Genomic DNA, 15,704 nt, shown 5'->3' on the forward strand with positions numbered 1-15,704 from the left:
CTCGAAAAGGTATCCGTTATGTTGCACGTCACGTCCACCTCGTCCCCTTCCCGGCCGGGCGCGCCGCTGGAACGCGGCCTGAATGACCCAGGCCGGTTGCTGTTCGCGTCCGGAGACATCGACGAGGTTCGGTCGATGGTGGGGCGCGTCATGAAACCGCACAGCCTCAAGATCACCGGCGGCAGCGAGCGGCTGGATGCGCGTATGCATTTCATGCCGTTGGGCGACGTATCCGTGAGCCGGCTGCGATACGGCTCTGCCGTGGAGATCGACCCCGGTCCGCTCGAAGATTTCTTTTTGGTGCAGATGCCCCTGATCGGAAGTGCGGCGATCGACAGCGGAGCGCAGCATATCGACTCGTTCCCGGAGCTAGCGTCCGTCCTCAGTCCCGACGATGAAACGGTCATGAGATGGGCTACCGGAAACGACCAGCTCATGCTGCGTATTTCGCGGTCGTTGCTGGAACGGACACTGGTAGGCCAGCTGAATCATCCCCTTGAAAGTCCGTTGCACTTCGAGCTCGGTTTCCGCTGGCGAGACACCCCGCTCTGGCAATGCCTGCTGAATTATCTGATGGATTGCTCAGTGCAGTGCCCAGCTCTGGGCGAACACAAGCTCGTTGTCAACCACATCGAGCAACTGGTCGCGTCCACGCTGCTTTCCACGCAACGACACAACTACAGTGATGCCCCGCCCGCGCGCCGCGGCACGATCCTGCCGCGCCACATCCGGCGCGCGAAGGACTACGTGAAGGCCCACGCGCACGAACCCATTTCGGCAGATCAGCTCGCGCAGGTTGCCGGCGTCAGCATGCGCAGCCTTTACGCCGGCTTCAAGGAGTATCTGGGCGTCAGCCCGATGCAGTATCTGCGCGATCTGCGCATGGAGTGTGCGCGCACCGAGTTGATGACCGGCGAGGCCAGCAACGTTGCCGGCGTCGCGCTACGCTGGGGTTTCGCGCATATGGGTCGTTTCAGCAACGACTACAAGCAGCGCTACGGCGAGTCGCCGAGCCAGACGTTGCGGCGACGCTGACGGCCATCACGACGGCATCGAACGAAAAGCGTCCGTTCGCCTTCTCATACCGGCACACGAAAGTCGCCGGCCGAAGCATGAAGCTTCGATACCGGCGGCGTTCAAACGGCTTGCTCCGCTCACCTCGCGGCCGAATCACTCCACCAATGCGAGCACGCGCAGCGGGCTTCCGGATCCCCCCTCGATCTTCAAAGGTGCCGACAGGATCAGCGCGCCCTGGGCAGGCAACTGGTCCAGGTTCTTCAGACACTGCAATCCGTAGCGGTTCGCACCGTGCATCAGGGTATGGCATGGGTATGGAAGCGGCCATGCATAGGACTGCCCAGCATCGGTATTGATCGTTTCCACACCGAAGCCATGCACCGCGCGTTGATGGATCAGCCACTCGACCGCTTCCCGAGTCGGGCCCGGCGTGTGCGCCCCGTCATCCCGCAAGTTGAGAAACGCGTTCGCATCGTTCACGCGCAACGACCAGTCCGTGCGAAGCAGCACCCACGCACCCGCTGGAATGCGGCCATGCCGCTGCTCCCACGCTTCCAGAAAATCCACCGTCAACAGCCAGTCGTCGTTACGAGCCACCTCGGCGCTCGCGTCCAGCACGACGGCCGGGGCAACGAAGTGCTCCGGTTCGATCGTGTCGACACTGTTACGCGGATAATCGCGGCCCGTCACCCAATGGACCGGTGCATCGAAATGCGTGCCCGTATGCTCGCCGCAGGTGAAGTTGTTCCAGTACCAGGCAGGGCCGGCCTCGTCATAGTGGGAAATGCGCTCGACGGTGAACGGCTTGACCTGGCCGAACTGCGGCGGCAGCTGCAGTGCCGGGAATGACGGCGACAGCGTCTGTGTGAGATCGACGACGCGAATGGTTCCGTGCGCCAGCCGCTCGACCAGAGTCGGCAGCAATGATGGATTCGTATGTGCCATGAAAAGGCTCCTCAGCGATTTGATTGGAAGCGACGACGGGCTACGAGGTCGCGTGCACGGACGTGAATCGCCCGGCGTGGAACACCAGCGGGGTACCCGGTCGGCTCGCGGTTCGTACCACGCGCCCGATCAACAACAGATGGTCGCCTGCGTGTCGACTGTGATCATGGGCGCAAATCAGCGTCGTCATCGCGCCGTCGAGTGCCGGCACGCCTTCAGGCGTGTCCTGGCATGCGACATCCGCGAACTTGTCGGGCATCCCGGACGTGGCGAAACGACGTGCCAGTTCCTCGTGCTGGCTGGCCAGAATATTGATCGCGAAGTGGCTGCTGTCACGGAAGGCGGCCAGGTTGGGCGAATGGTCGACCAGGCTCCACAAGATCAGCGGAGGGTCCAGCGAAAGCGCCGCGAAGGAATTGATCGTCAATCCGACCGGCCGGCCGCCCGGCGCGCGCGTCGTGACGATCGCGACGCCGGTCGGATAGCTGCCGAGCAGATTACGCAGCGTCCGGGGCTGCAGATCGAGGCTTCCCCATACGGGAGCCTCGGCGGAACCGGCGCCCGGGGACGCAATACACTGAGACATATCGTTCTCCTTACGACATCGCCGAGACTGCTTCGTGGCGCGACAGGAAGTGCTCGCACGCTTGCGCGTCCGCCCACCACGGGAAATAGGACGGCGGATGGTTGAAACCGTCGGCAATGACACTTGCCAGCGACGGCAAACCGGCCGCTGCGCCGATCAGCTTCAATACGTGCGGCGGCGGCGGCGTAAGCAACGAATTCGTCCACCGGACGACCCATTGCGCGTAATCCCAGAATTGCTCGAAGGTTTGCTCCATCCACTTGCGTGTATAGGGCTGCTCACCGTGGGCCAGAATCGCATCGAGATAAACCTTGCAGGCCTTGGTCGCATTGTTGGCGCCTTGCCCCGTAATCGGGTCGTTAGTCACGACTGCATCGCCGAGCCCGAACACGAGCCGGCCGGACGGCAGCGTCATCACCGGCTTGCGGACCGTCGGCGCGAACGCGCCGGCCAGGATGCCGTTACCGTCGGTCAGTTCGACATGCCGCGCGCGGTCGGCTTCCCACGGCAGGTACGACGCGAGGAATCCCTTGCTTACCGCCAGGTGCTCGGCCGGAGTACGAATGTCTCGCCAGAAATCCAGCGGGCCGCCCGGCACCCCCTCGAACACCATGATGTCGCATGGACCGGAGAGCGTCAGCGCCGGGAACACGAAATACTCGCCTACGCCGGGAATCAGGTTGAACGACACGCGCGAATAGTCAGACGTTTTTTCGAGGCCATGCACGTAGGTCAGTGCAAGCGCGCGCTGCGGCTTGTCGAACGGCGAGCGCGCAGCGTCGCGCTCGAACAGGCGGACGACTTCGCCCTTGCCCGCAGCCAGGACGACGAGGTCGTGATCGTCTGCAAGCGCTTCCAGCTCGGCAATGCCCGCATCCTGAATCAGTACCCGCCCGCCGCGCGACTCGAACAGCTCGAGCCAGACAGGCATCTTGACACGCTGATCGACCGACTGTGCCGGAAGGTCCAGTCGTGCGCGCCAGTCGACGACCTTCGCCCCCGCCGGTTCCGGATGACACACCGCGAAGCCGATACCTTCGACGGGCGGGCACGCGTCTGCCCATTGATCGAGGCCGAGGTCCCGCTCGATCTGAAGCGCCGGATCGAACATGCATTGGCTCGACATCACCTTGCCGCGACGAATATCGTCCGGCGTACGGTTGGTGACGACGGTGACTTCATAACCCTTGTCCAGCAGTGCGATTGCCAACGGCAAACCTGCCTGGCCTCCACCCACGATTGCGATTCGACGCATCGAAGTTCTCCTTGATGAATATTGGACTGGTTCCGGGATGCCGCTTATTCCTCGAGCCGCGGAATGGCAGGCCGTGCCTGCTCCGGACCCATCGTCGAATAGCCGCCATCGACCGCATAGTCGGCACCGGTGACGAACGACGCATGACCCGACAACAGGAACGCGACGACATCGGCTACCTCGGACGGGTCGGCGACGCGCCCGAGCAGGTGATAATCCGCGGCCACCCGATCCGTCTTCTCGCGATCGCCATGGGTCAACTCGTCCATGACGCGCGACCAGGTCCAGCCCGGCGATACCGAGTTCACGCGAATGCCGTCCGTCGCGAAATCCATGGCCATGTTCCGCGTAAGCTGGACGAGCGCAGCCTTCGACACCGGATACAGCCAACGTCCCGTCTGGGCGACCTTGGACGAAATACTCGTGAAATTGACGATCGCGCCGCCGCCGGCCTGCACCATGTACGGCTTGACCGCGCGCGCCGCCATCACCGCACTGACCACGTTCACGTCGAGCGCCGTCAGCCAGTCGCGGCGTCCCGATTGCACGCCGTCGTCGAGGTAGGTTGCCGCCAGGTTGACGAGAAAATCCACGCGGCCGAAATGCTCCGCCACGGCGGCGATCCCCTGTTCGAGTTGCTCGTCATTGACGATGTCGACCTGCCAGAAGCGCGTGTGCAGCGGATCGGTCGACGTCACGCGCGCGCCTCCCGCCGCATCGATGTCGAACACCGCTACCTTGACGCCGTAGCTGCGGAGCACGTCGACCACGGCCGCCCCGATAATCGTCGCGCCACCCGTGACGATGGCTACCTTGCCTTCAAGATCTTTCATGTGAGTCCACCTTGCTCGAGGAAATGACACTTTTTTTGCAACGGACACGAGAATCGCTCGACGGTTCAGACGTCGCGGGCTGCAGGACATCAAGTCAGCGCCGCCGTCGGATCGAGCATGAAACAGCCTCCATGAACATCCGTATGCTTGATTCGATAATGGCTCGCCAAATCGACCTGGGTGTATCCGCATCGCGCAATGGTTATCCGCAGTCTGCGGGTATTGAGCGACGCCGATCGCCACGTGGTCAGGCGCGATCCCGGATCAGAAAAACGGCCAGTGCGGCGATGACTCCCGCCGCTGCGAACACGTGAAAGCAGGACGCCACGCTGACGTGATGGCTGACCAGGACGCCGCCGAGCAGCGGTCCGGCAATCGCGCCCAGCCGGCCGAATCCGAGCGCGAGGCCAAGCGCCGTGGCACGCACTCCCGGAGGGAAATACTTCGCCACGTAAGCGTTCATCACCAGCGTGGTCGAAATGGAACCGACGCCCGCCATTCCGACCAGGGCATAGGTGAAAAGCGTGCCCGGGCGGGTCGCGAGCAGCGCGATGCTGCACGCCGCGATCAGATACGAGATTCCGATCACGCGCCGCGATCCCCAGCGGTCGGCAGCGGCACCCGATACCAGCGAGCCGATCGCCGCGGCCAGGTTGAGCGCGAGAAGCAGCGCCAGGCTCGAACCGAGTGGATAGCCCGCGCTGCGCATCATCTGCGGCAGCCAGGTATTGAGCCCATAGATCAGCAGCAAACCCATGAAGAACGCAATCCAGAACAACAGCGTGGCGCGGATGCTGAACGGCCCGAACAGACTGCCGATCCTTTCAATCAGCCGCGGCGCTCTCGACACCGAAGCGCGGGAATCCTGATCAAGCACGACAATGCCGAGACGCGCCGCAAGTTCATCGGCTTCCCGCGTTCGTCCCCGGCTGCGCAGAAAGGTGATCGACTCGGGCAAGCCCCACACCATCACGGGTATCGCGAGAAGCGGGAACGCCCCAATCCGGAACAGCGCGCGCCAGCCGGATTCCTGCACAAACCAGAGCGAGAGCAACGCGATGAGGACCCCTCCCAACGCATAGCCCGAATACATCAGCGCGTAGTTGAACGACCGACGACGAACGGGCGAATACTCGATCGTGAGCGCCGAAGCCGTCGGTATCACCCCGCCCAGCCCCAGGCCGCCAATGAATCGGCACCACCCGAACTCGGCTGGCGTCCGCGCCAAGGACGCCCAGGCCATCGTGATGGAAAAAACCCCGATACATGCAATCAGCGTCTTCTTTCGGCCACTCACATCGGATAAGGCGCCGACCAGCACGGCGCCTACCAGCATTCCGATCAACGCATAGCTACCCAGCACACCAAACTGCGTGGGTGTGAGCCCCCATGCCCGCTCGTCGACCAGGGCCGGCAACACGGCACCGTAGATGCCGACGTCGTACCCTTCGGCAAGAATGGCGAAGAAACATAGGGCAATCACGCGCACCGTCACCCAATGCGGCATTTCCGGTGCATCCGACCGTGTATGCCCGCGTACGGCGGCAAACCCCGTTCCTCGTATCTCACTCATGCGCGGTGGTCTCCTTGCGGTTGCCGGAAGCCGGGCTTCCGGCTCGTCCGATCAGGCTCGACGTCTGGCGTCGACGTTCGTTTTTCTCATACGACACTCGCCAGACGGGACGCGCTTCGCAATCCGCGCGCTTCCAGCAACGGCAGCACTTCATCGCGGAAATACGGAAACTCCTTGAGGTAGTCCACGAACGACAGCGTCGTGCCCTTGAAACCGGCCTCGGCCAAAGCCTGGATGCCATCGGCCACTTGCTGCGGCGTACCGACGAGCGGGAATCCACCGTGACCGGCGGCCATGCGGTCGCGGATCATCGACAGCAAATCGTGCGGGAACGACTGGGCATTGGCGAATTGCAGCGCGACAAGGTTGTCGACCGCCTCCCAGTCCGCATTCGTCTGTGCGAAATGCCGCAGGTAATCGCGCGCTTCCTGTTCGGTAGGTCGGCAAACGACGTGCGAAAACGTCAACACCTGCACATCTCGCCCGCTCTGTCGACCGCGCGCCTTGATCTCGGCCACTTCGGTGCGAGAACGCTCCAGATCGATCGCAGGCGTAAAGAGGAAATCCGCGTTGCGGACGGCGAATTCGCGCCCCTCTCCCGAACCCGCCGCGTTCAGGATCGGCGGACGGTCGCCGCCCCATGGCGCCGGCAGGCCATATGCGCCTTTCAACGAGAATGCGTCGCCTCGCCAATCGAACGCACCGTCGCTGCTCCAAAGCTTGCCGACGATGTCGAACCATTCCTGCGCGTACGCATAGCGCGTGTCGTGACGATCGGACAGTGCAAGACCGAGTGCCTCGTACTCCGGCCGGTTCCATCCGGCGACGATATTCAGTCCGGCCCGACCGCGGCCGATCTGATCGAGCGTGGCAATCTGCTTCGCGACAACGACAGGGTTGTTTGCGGCGGTGTGCACTGTGGCGAAGACGGTCAGGTGCTGCGTCTTCGCGAGGATACCGGCGGCCCAGGTTGTCGTTTCGAGCACGGAACCGTGAAAGTCCGTCTCGCCGCCATAACCGATCCATCGTGCAATCGGCAGCATGAAGTCGATGCCCGCCTCGTCGAGCATAATGGCGAGTTTCTCGTTGTTCTCCCACGAATTGTTCCAGCGCTCCGGAATTTTCGTGACCGACATGCCGCCCGAGCAGTTCGTCGCGAATGTGCCGAGAATAAAGTCGCTTGAGGACAGGATTCGTCTCATCGTTTCACCTTCAGTTAACGCATTGCATACATGACCGTGCGCGTCGGAGCATGAACCCGCTCGCGTTCAAACGCTCGCCGGGCCAATTCCGCGGCGCGCCGGGAGAATCCGGAGCCGCGCGTCCACCGCGGCCCGAAGTGCGCGGCATGCGCCCCATCGGAGCGGCGCATGCCGAGATCGCTGCGGGGTTCAGAAGAGATGTCGGAGACCGGCGCGCAATACCATCTGATTCCGGCCGTTCGACGGCTCGAACAAGACAACCTGAGCCTGCGCGCCGTTGCCGCTCGTGCGCTGGTACGTGACGCTCGTATAGACGTCCGTACGCTTCGACAGCGAGTAATCGAGCGTCAGGTTGACCTGGTGCGCCTTGTTACCGTCGAGCGCTGCATTGCCGTCCATGAACTGATAGGCGGCGGCGGCACGGAACGCGGGGTTGAATCGATACATGCCACCCACTTCATAGACGTCCACTCGCCCGCCCGTGAAGGTGTTTCTCGTGGAGGTATAAAGTGCGTCGACATACGCCGGGCCGAGAAACACGCCGCCACCGATGCCAAAGTTGCGGATCCCGGCATTCCCGCCGTTGATGCCCGGATAGCGCACGTAGGTATACGCAGCGTCGATATTGAACAGCTGGTTGCCGTAATCGATCGCAAAACTCTGGGCGCTGTTCTGCGAAATAGCGCCCGCCACGCCACCAAACCCATACATCCCGCCGAAGCTCAAGCCGTTGAAGTTCGGGCTCTCGTATTTGACCGAATTCGAAATGTGCTCCCCTGCAACACGGTCGAAATCGAACCCGCCACTCGGTTGATTCGGAATGCCGAGCGCATTGAACGGGCCTTGCCTCAGGTTCTGGAGTGAAATGAACGGGAACTCGGGTCCATAACGCTTGACGGCCAGCGACGTGAACATGAAGTCATACTGATTTCCGGCGGTCAGCGTTCCCCACTTGCTGTCGGACAATCCGACATATGCCTGGCGACCGAAAAGATTGCCGATCGACGCACCGTTGCCGGCGTTGAACTGCCCTTCGAGCACGAAGATGGCGGCAAGACCCGCACCCAGATCTTCCTTTCCTCGAAAGCCGAAAAGGTTCGGCGCCAGAACGCCGGTTCCGAGCGACACCTGACTCTTCCCGCCTACATTCGTCACATAGTCGATGCCCGAGTCGATCACCCCATACATCGTGACACTGCTTTGCGCATGCGCGGCAACCGCGCAACACGCCAACGATACGGCCGCGCATACAATCGGCACAGCCGACCGGCGCTTTACGTTCCCCCCCTTCATACCTGATCTCCTCACGCTGAATTGAACCGCTTTCACCTTGCGTCCGACATCCTCGCGAATGTCAGTCAGCACGACTGGATCATCGAAGTCCAAAAGTCGTCCGGCTATCCGATTCCTGCAGTGCTCGTCCGATTGACGAAGAGGAGTACGTTCTAGTTCTTACGCGGCTACATCGAGGCCATCAGGCGCACGACGCATTCAGCGTGTCTTGCGGTCGCACGCCGAACCGGCGCCGGTAATGGGATGCAAAATGGCCGTAATGCGCGAATCCCCAGCGCATCGCGACATCCGTCAGGCGCATCGTCGGATCGCCGGTCTTGAGTTCGGCATGTACCGCCTTGAGACGCAACTCCCGCAGGTACGCCATCGGCGTCTGGTCGTAGGTCTGCCGGAATGCGTAGAACAACGCTCGCGGGCTGACGCCGACCGTGCGGGCAATCTCCTCGACCGACGTGACATCGGGAAGATGTGCACGCATGTAGTCCTCGGCCCGCTTCACATAGGCCGGCCTGACCGCCTTGCGCATCGGCATCGCCGCGAGCGCTTCGGAGCAGTTGCTGGCGTGCGAAAAAAGGAGGGTATCGATCAGCATGCGCTCGCAATGCTCCGCGTATGCACGCGTGCGAAGCAGCTCGGAGAACGCGACGCTGCCCTCGAGAATATAGGTCAATGCGCCGCACCATGCACGTCCCGCAGGACTGTTGAGATCCAGTTCGGGTTGAAAGCGCAGGCCTTTTTCCGGAAGCAGCTCGATATGTTCGACACAGGCGCGGTCGATGGCCGCCTGTTCGATGCGAACGATGATCTGCCGGAGTTCGTTCGAGAACGCCATTTGGGTCGATTCTTGCGGCGACAGCACTGCGGCCACCCCTCGCCCCCCCGACACATGATGTGCGCCGCAGGTGTAGTGTCCCGCACCGCGAATCGGCATCTGGACGAGCGTGAAGTCACCCAGCTCGCCAGGATCGACGCGGACTTCCGCGCCATATTGCAGGTAAAAGATCTGCAGATTCCCGATCTTCAACGAACGGAATGCAGCGTCGAGCGACTGATCCGCGCCGGTCACCGACATTCGGTGCGGCTTGAATGCTCGCCCTACCCCGTCGATGACATGGTCGGGATCCATCCGGCTGCCCTGGAATTCGACATGGAAATGACGGAACGCATCCGGCGTGCCGTCGAAGAACTGGGGATGAGTGTTCATATCTTCACGCCTTCACGCGACGCAGTACTAATGGCACGATGCAGTGTAACGACAGGGGATCGATTATCCGAATCGATCAATATCCTGCGACCGAATAAAATGGCTTATCGTGGCGGATGGCGTCGCAATGACCGGCCATTGCAACCCGACACGCCCAACCTACACGTGCTTTCCATGGACACCGCCCGCATCGACCTGAACCTCCTGCGCGTCTTCCATGCCATTCTGGAAGAGCGGAACCTGACACTCGCCGCCGGCCGGCTCTGCCTGTCCCAGCCCGCGGTCAGCTATTCCCTGGGTCGACTGCGCGCACTGCTCGACGATCCGCTGTTTGTCCGTGCCGGCAACGAAATGCAACCCACGTCAGCGGCACTGGAACTGCGCGAACCGCTGCAGCAGGCGATGGCGGCGGCCGAACACGCAATCCAGATGATGGCGCCCTTCGATCCGTCGACCAGCACGCGGGTCTTCCGCATCTCCATGTCCGACATCGGTGAGCTGGCATTCCTGCCCCCGCTGTGTGCCGCACTGGAGCAATGTGCGCCGCACGTGCGGCTGGACATTCAATCGGTGCTTGTCACGCACATCGAGGACGCGCTCCGGGTAGGCAAGCTGGATCTTGCAATCGGCAATCTACCGTCGTTGATCGGCCGTACTCGCTATCAGCCGCTGTTTCACGAGGACTACGTCTGCATGACCCGGCGGCGCGATACCTTGCCGGGAGCCGAACTGACGCTCGCTCAATACCTTGCACTGCCCCATATCCTGGTCGGCTCGCTCGAGAGCGCGCATCATCAGATCGAGACGCAATTCCGGGAAAAGAGCATCCACCGGCAGATCGCATTGCGTGTCCCGCACTTCACGGTCGTGCCGCACATTCTGGCGAGAACGGACTGGATCGTGACGGTACCACGGCGCACCGTCCAATGGCTCAATCCGGACGGCGCATTCGCCGTCTACGACTTGCCGATCGACATTCCGGACGTTACCGTGACCGTGCACTGGCATGCCGACGCCGACGACCGCGCGGCCAATCGATGGCTCAGAAACCTCGTCGTACACACGCTCAGCGATCCGTCGGCTTGAGCCCTGCCCGTCTCGTCGGAATCGCGACTCAGCTTAGCCGGTTGGCCATCATCCAGCCGGATGCGCCGCCAAGCCCCGGCCCGGGATGCGTCGATGCACCGATCTGGTACAGGTTGCGAAATGGGGTTTCGTGACCTCGGCGCCCCTTGGACCCCGCGATCGGCCGCAGCCAGAAAAACTGATCGGGCGAGCAAACGCCGGAATAGGGATCCCCGCCGACCAGGTTGCAGTTGAGCGCCTCCAGATCGGCCGGCGAGTAGGCTCGACGCCCGACCACTTTGTTCGACAGGCCCGGCATCGCCGTTTCCAGGCGACGTTGCACCCGATCGGCAACCTTTTCGCGCACGGCGTCGGTCCACCGGCCATCGGCCGGTACGGCGATCTCGCCAAGCGCATCGCCGCGCAATCTCGACGGCATCTCCTGCATCTGGAGCCAAAGTATCGCGCCACCCGCAGGTGCGCGGCTCGGATCGACAACTGTCGGCTGGCCGATGGCGATCGTCGGCTGCGCCGGAATCAGGCCATTGTTGGCTTGCGTAACGGACAGGCAAACCGTCTCCATGCTCTCCGTCAAATGCACGAGCGGGACACGTCCAAGCTCAGCATCGCACCAGTCGGGAGGCGACGAAAGTGCGAAGTGGATCTGCATATCGCCACGGCCGAAGAAATAGCCGTCGGCGCGCTCGCGCCACGGCTCGGGTGCGTCAGGCAACAAACGGCCGTACAGCTGTTTCGGCGTGACGTTGCACACCACTGCCTCCCGGGCATGCCACGTTCGGCCGCCGGCGCTCACGCCGACGGCTCGCCCCCGCTCCAGGACGATCCGCTCGACATCCACGCCGGTCACGAACGTCCCGCCTCTGCGCTCGATGATCGTCCTGAATGCCTTGACGATGTTGCCGCTGCCACCCTTCACGACCGGCATGCCACCGGCGATCACGGCCGCGAACGTAAGCTTGCCGATCAACGCGGAGCAGGCATCGTCCGGCCCAAGCCCGGTATGCAACGCCCATGGAGCGATCGCCGCGCGCGCCAGATCGGAGCCGAGCGTGCGGTTGCCCCAGCGTCGGAAGTTTTCAAGCGCTCCGCCGACGAACGCGACAAGCCCGTCCGTCCCCCGCCGGCGCCATTCGCGCCACATCAGCTTGACCATGTTCCAGCCATACGGATTCTCCCCGAGCAAGCCGAAGGTGAGGCCGGCATCCTCGCCGAACAGGCGCTGCGCCATGGCGCCGAACGCCGCGCCGTCTCCCGCACAGGCCGCATCCAGACGGCGCACCGTATCTTCCAGATCCTGCCGGAACGCCATCGCGCGCCCATCCGGCGTCACGACGCCGGTGGCGTAGTCGCACTGCGCGAACGCGAGTCCCGCCGCTTCGAGATCGCTCTTGAGTTCCGCGTATGCAGGACTCCCGATGAAGAGCGGATACCACGAAGAAAGCACATCGTGCGTATAGCCCGGAAACAGCTCCTGGCTGCGAATACATCCGCCCAGTTCGGTATTGCGCTCGATCACCGTGACGTGCTTCCCGCGCTTCGACAATATTGCGGCGCAGACCAACGAATTCATCCCGCTCCCAACGATGACGACGTCGGTATCTTCTCGCATCTGATAGCTCTCTCTGTTGCACTACGATCGACGGGCGTACAACGGCGCGTCGGTCTCATCCATGAACGGCAGGTGCTTGTACTCGACCAGTTCCAGCTGATTCCCGAACGGATCGAGGAAGTAATTCACCCGCAGCCCGGCACACGGGCCACTGTCGATCACAATCGGTCCCGCCATCACCTTCACGCCACGCTCCCGAAGAAAGGCGAGCGCGTCGTCGAGATTCTCGACCTTCAACGCGATGTGGCTCGCGCCGATGTCACAATTGCGAGGCGGTATCTGTCTTGCGTCGTCCGGCCGCTCATAGCGGAACAGTTCCAGCATCAGGTTCCTGCCGAGCGCCATCATCACGAAATTCAGTCGTGCCCCGGCGATGTTCAAATGCGCTGCGGTCCAGTCAGTGCCGTCCGGCATCGCAGGCAACGCCTCGGCATCGAACGGGCCCATCCGGTAAAGTTCGATCGCACCCAGCACCTCGCCATAGAAGTGAACCGCGGCATCCAGGTTCGGTACGGTCAATGCGACATGGTCGACGTGCATCACGCCCGGCAAACTCTTGCGTGTCATTCTCGATTCTCCGATCCGATGTGGTTCATGCCGAAGGGGCACGCCGCATTCGCCCCTTCGTCCGTGTCGTGCAGACAACCGCCTCACAGGCCTGCGGAAACCGCTCGCCCGGTTCGGGCGGGTCTGAACACCGTGAGACGCAGCGCCGGATACAGCACGACACAGATTCCCATCGTGGCGATCGCTTCCACCGGCACGAAGCGGCCGAGGAAGTAGTGGGAAGCAACCACCGCCGCGATCGACGTGATGACACCCGCCCAGTTGACCGCTTCCGCGGGTTCGTCCAGATTCGTATCGAGTTCGCGCGAGAAGCGGCGGACGATGAAGAAATCCGCGACGATAATGCCTGCGAATGCCGTCGTCAGAACGCCGAGAATCGTGATCCATGAATTGACCAGCGCGAGGATCTTCCCGTAGAGCATCAGCAGGCCGATGACGTTGGCCACGATGACGAATGTCAGGCGCCCCGGCCGCACGTTGATCGCATCGAAAAGATTGGACAGGGACAGCGACGCGCTATAAGTATTGATGACCTGTGCCTTGCTTTGCGCAAGGACCATCAGCAAAGCGCCGAGCGCACCGCCAAACACGACGAATGCAGCGGTGACGCTGTCGGGACTCTGCAGGGACGCATGCATGGCCGCTTCATGCGTCATGCCGGCGGTGTGCATATAGAATTGCACGAGCGCCGGGATCCCCGCATACATGATGATGCCGCCGAGCCCCAGCATCAGGACATCCATCATCAGGTTGCCAATCAGCGCCGCATACCCGATATCGCGCGATCTGCGCGCATAGCGGCCGAGATCGGCATCCACGAGCGCGAGCGCACCGGCCGACCCGACGAGCACGTTGACGGCAAAGATGAATTTTTGCAGATCGCTTTCCACGCCCATCGACTGAAGAACGCTCGCCGGAAACTGCGAGCCGAACGAGAAGAGATCCGTGGCGGCAAGGCCCGTACCCGAAATGACGTCGTGTGCGATGTAAGCAAGTACGGCCAGAAACAGGACCAGCGTGATCGACGATACCCGTGCGACCAACGCGAATCCGTAAGCGGTCAACAGCACCCATGCCGCGCTGAGCAGGCCGTAGATGACGATTCGGGCAAGCGTCGTGTCGGCGATGCCGAAATAGAAGATGAAACCGCGATACAGCAACGCGTTTTCCAGCGCGAGAAAGCCGATAATCATGAAAGCGAAGATCAACGACGAAATGATCGATCCTTTCTGCCCGAAGCCGAAGTAACGGGACATGACGGTACTGGACAGCCCGGACCGGTATGCAACGTGACCGCACGCCCAGCCGAGCAGTCCGCCGGCGATCGTGACGGTCGCTCCCGCGAGAATCGCGATCTTGAATCCCGCGACGAAAGTGACCAGCGCGCCGAGGAATAGCTGAACGAGGGTCGTCACGATCCCCGCCGTGTTCCACGACAACGCAAGCCACCCCTTTCGTTCGCTGTCCGGTACACGCTCAAGCGCATGGTCCTCGATCGCCACACTCCGGCTGTTGCCCTTCATAGCATCGCTCCTCTTCGGTACGTCCGTATGCAGCAGCATCGGTCATCGTGACGCGTGGCTGCCGCCCCCTTGTTTGTCCATATCGTCGGGGGTCACAATTTCATTGGAAATCCGGTTCAGGCAATCGACATCCCGGAAACGAAGAAAGTGACGCGGCAACGGTTACGCGCTGCGGGTGTGTGGCGCTCCACGCTCGGCCAGTCCGGCACGTCCCGGTTCGCCGTAGCCGAGCGAGGCGACGAGTGCTTCGGCAAATCGCTCGAGCGCTTCCACCGAGCCGTGCGCGCTTCGATACTCTTCTCGGCCTATTCGCGCATCAAGCGTCAATTGCATTCCGCAGTGCTGGACGATACTCAGGACGTCCATGGCTCATGCTCCAGGCATTTCAATCGATTCACGCAGCGAACAAGTGCGTCGACATCGCGGCTCCGTCATTTCGGCACGGTGATTCGATGCGGACATACCGTCCCGGATACCTTCCGGTTCCGCCGCCGCCCGTGATTTGCATATCTGCAGCGCCACTCGCGCCAAGCCACTTTTCCACGACGGATCGCAGCGCACCTGTCGCGCCACCGAGATCGTCCATACCGCTCTTGACCATGCTCATCGCCAACTCCGCCGCAACCCGGGAATGAAAACGTGAATGGCTTCATCGTTTGGTCGGGCCGCTGAAATCCTCGATGTCATCGAGGTAATTCAAAGATAGATCGGTGGCGAAGGAAGCGTTATCCAGCCAAGGCAAACGCTATCCACGGGCCGCAACAACGCGCTGTCGCCGGATTTTCGTCTGATGAATTTCGGATGCGCGGGTGGATAAGGCCGGCCTGCTTCAACCCACGTGCGATCTGCTCATCGGTGAACGTGCTCTTCTTCACGGCATGACCTCCTGGTCTCGATGACAACGTCATGCCGGAATTTTCCACTTCCAAGTGGGCCAGCGGGCTAGCCTGTCGTGCCTGCGGTACGGCGGTACGGAAGGGATCGCCAAAATGAAACAGGAGATCATTCGCC

General features: G+C 62.1%; 15 protein-coding genes. 2 read left to right on the forward strand and 13 right to left on the reverse strand.

The genetic code is table 11. The features are described 5' to 3' along the window. The first annotated feature begins 18 nt into the window (after positions 1-18). Positions 19-1,035 (forward strand): AraC family transcriptional regulator, encoded by a 1,017-nt coding sequence (locus DCN14_RS10155; RefSeq protein WP_096501350.1) that lies wholly within the window; start codon positions 19-21, stop codon positions 1,033-1,035. Positions 1,036-1,170: 135 nt separating this feature from the next. Here the strand turns inward: DCN14_RS10155 and DCN14_RS10160 are convergent, their stop codons facing one another. The 8 genes from DCN14_RS10160 to DCN14_RS10195 form a co-directional block, all read right to left on the reverse strand. Continuing rightward, positions 1,171-1,962, reverse strand: a complete 792-nt coding sequence (locus tag DCN14_RS10160) for a cyclase family protein (RefSeq protein ID WP_096501352.1) — start codon at positions 1,960-1,962, stop codon at positions 1,171-1,173. Positions 1,963-2,002: 40 nt separating this feature from the next. Continuing rightward, the gene (locus DCN14_RS10165; protein WP_096501354.1) at positions 2,003-2,548 is read right to left on the reverse strand and encodes a flavin reductase family protein; all 546 of its coding nucleotides are present in this window, start codon (positions 2,546-2,548) and stop codon (positions 2,003-2,005) included. Between the two features lie 10 nt (positions 2,549-2,558). Further along, positions 2,559-3,803, reverse strand: a complete 1,245-nt coding sequence (locus tag DCN14_RS10170) for a styrene monooxygenase/indole monooxygenase family protein (protein ID WP_096501356.1) — start codon at positions 3,801-3,803, stop codon at positions 2,559-2,561. 44 nt (positions 3,804-3,847) lie between these two features. Further along, the gene (locus DCN14_RS10175) at positions 3,848-4,636 is read right to left on the reverse strand and encodes an SDR family oxidoreductase (protein WP_096501358.1); all 789 of its coding nucleotides are present in this window, start codon (positions 4,634-4,636) and stop codon (positions 3,848-3,850) included. A 247-nt stretch (positions 4,637-4,883) separates the two neighbouring features. Continuing rightward, complete coding sequence (locus DCN14_RS10180; RefSeq protein ID WP_240327201.1) at positions 4,884-6,209, reverse strand: aromatic acid/H+ symport family MFS transporter; 1,326 nt, start codon at positions 6,207-6,209, stop codon at positions 4,884-4,886. Positions 6,210-6,295: 86 nt separating this feature from the next. Next, positions 6,296-7,411 (reverse strand): LLM class flavin-dependent oxidoreductase, encoded by a 1,116-nt coding sequence (locus tag DCN14_RS10185; protein ID WP_096501362.1) that lies wholly within the window; start codon positions 7,409-7,411, stop codon positions 6,296-6,298. 189 nt (positions 7,412-7,600) lie between these two features. Next, a complete protein-coding gene (locus tag DCN14_RS10190) occupies positions 7,601-8,797 on the reverse strand; it encodes a porin (RefSeq protein WP_240327202.1) in 1,197 nt (398 codons plus the stop codon). A gap of 88 nt (positions 8,798-8,885) precedes the next feature. Beyond that, the gene (locus DCN14_RS10195) at positions 8,886-9,830 is read right to left on the reverse strand and encodes an AraC family transcriptional regulator (RefSeq protein ID WP_162826188.1); all 945 of its coding nucleotides are present in this window, start codon (positions 9,828-9,830) and stop codon (positions 8,886-8,888) included. A gap of 21 nt (positions 9,831-9,851) precedes the next feature. Here DCN14_RS10195 and DCN14_RS10200 point away from each other — a divergent pair, with 21 nt between their 5' ends. After that, positions 9,852-10,994 (forward strand): LysR family transcriptional regulator, encoded by a 1,143-nt coding sequence (locus DCN14_RS10200; protein WP_346265263.1) that lies wholly within the window; start codon positions 9,852-9,854, stop codon positions 10,992-10,994. Positions 10,995-11,022: 28 nt separating this feature from the next. Here the strand turns inward: DCN14_RS10200 and DCN14_RS10205 are convergent, their stop codons facing one another. The 5 genes from DCN14_RS10205 to DCN14_RS37910 form a co-directional block, all read right to left on the reverse strand. After that, entirely contained in the window at positions 11,023-12,603 is a 1,581-nt protein-coding gene (locus tag DCN14_RS10205) for an NAD(P)/FAD-dependent oxidoreductase (protein ID WP_096501370.1), read from the reverse strand. A gap of 21 nt (positions 12,604-12,624) precedes the next feature. Further along, positions 12,625-13,170, reverse strand: coding sequence for a VOC family protein (locus DCN14_RS10210; RefSeq protein WP_096501372.1), 546 nt, complete (start codon positions 13,168-13,170; stop codon positions 12,625-12,627). Between the two features lie 83 nt (positions 13,171-13,253). Continuing rightward, complete coding sequence (locus tag DCN14_RS10215; RefSeq protein WP_240327203.1) at positions 13,254-14,732, reverse strand: cytosine permease; 1,479 nt, start codon at positions 14,730-14,732, stop codon at positions 13,254-13,256. Between the two features lie 123 nt (positions 14,733-14,855). Continuing rightward, positions 14,856-15,059, reverse strand: a complete 204-nt coding sequence (locus DCN14_RS10220) for a hypothetical protein (RefSeq protein ID WP_096501376.1) — start codon at positions 15,057-15,059, stop codon at positions 14,856-14,858. A 28-nt stretch (positions 15,060-15,087) separates the two neighbouring features. Continuing rightward, on the reverse strand, positions 15,088-15,300 hold the full coding sequence (locus DCN14_RS37910) for a hypothetical protein (RefSeq protein ID WP_143331639.1): 213 nt from the start codon (positions 15,298-15,300) through the stop codon (positions 15,088-15,090). Positions 15,301-15,704: the final 404 nt, after the last annotated feature.

The sequence above is a fragment of the Burkholderia sp. IDO3 genome (assembly GCF_003366075.1).
Taxonomy (GTDB): domain Bacteria; phylum Pseudomonadota; class Gammaproteobacteria; order Burkholderiales; family Burkholderiaceae; genus Burkholderia; species Burkholderia anthina.

Coding starts and splice junctions, on each gene's coding strand:
- DCN14_RS10155 (WP_096501350.1), top strand. CDS start 19: ATGTTGCACGTCACGTCCACCTCGTCCCCTTCCCGGCCGGGCGCGCCG.
- DCN14_RS10160 (WP_096501352.1), bottom strand. CDS start 1,962: ATGGCACATACGAATCCATCATTGCTGCCGACTCTGGTCGAGCGGCTG.
- DCN14_RS10165 (WP_096501354.1), bottom strand. CDS start 2,548: ATGTCTCAGTGTATTGCGTCCCCGGGCGCCGGTTCCGCCGAGGCTCCC.
- DCN14_RS10170 (WP_096501356.1), bottom strand. CDS start 3,803: ATGCGTCGAATCGCAATCGTGGGTGGAGGCCAGGCAGGTTTGCCGTTG.
- DCN14_RS10175 (WP_096501358.1), bottom strand. CDS start 4,636: ATGAAAGATCTTGAAGGCAAGGTAGCCATCGTCACGGGTGGCGCGACG.
- DCN14_RS10180 (WP_240327201.1), bottom strand. CDS start 6,209: ATGAGTGAGATACGAGGAACGGGGTTTGCCGCCGTACGCGGGCATACA.
- DCN14_RS10185 (WP_096501362.1), bottom strand. CDS start 7,411: ATGAGACGAATCCTGTCCTCAAGCGACTTTATTCTCGGCACATTCGCG.
- DCN14_RS10195 (WP_162826188.1), bottom strand. CDS start 9,830: ATGGATCCCGACCATGTCATCGACGGGGTAGGGCGAGCATTCAAGCCG.
- DCN14_RS10200 (WP_346265263.1), top strand. CDS start 9,852: ATGGAAATGACGGAACGCATCCGGCGTGCCGTCGAAGAACTGGGGATG.
- DCN14_RS10205 (WP_096501370.1), bottom strand. CDS start 12,603: ATGCGAGAAGATACCGACGTCGTCATCGTTGGGAGCGGGATGAATTCG.
- DCN14_RS10210 (WP_096501372.1), bottom strand. CDS start 13,170: ATGACACGCAAGAGTTTGCCGGGCGTGATGCACGTCGACCATGTCGCA.
- DCN14_RS10215 (WP_240327203.1), bottom strand. CDS start 14,732: ATGCTGCTGCATACGGACGTACCGAAGAGGAGCGATGCTATGAAGGGC.
- DCN14_RS10220 (WP_096501376.1), bottom strand. CDS start 15,059: ATGGACGTCCTGAGTATCGTCCAGCACTGCGGAATGCAATTGACGCTT.
- DCN14_RS37910 (WP_143331639.1), bottom strand. CDS start 15,300: ATGAGCATGGTCAAGAGCGGTATGGACGATCTCGGTGGCGCGACAGGT.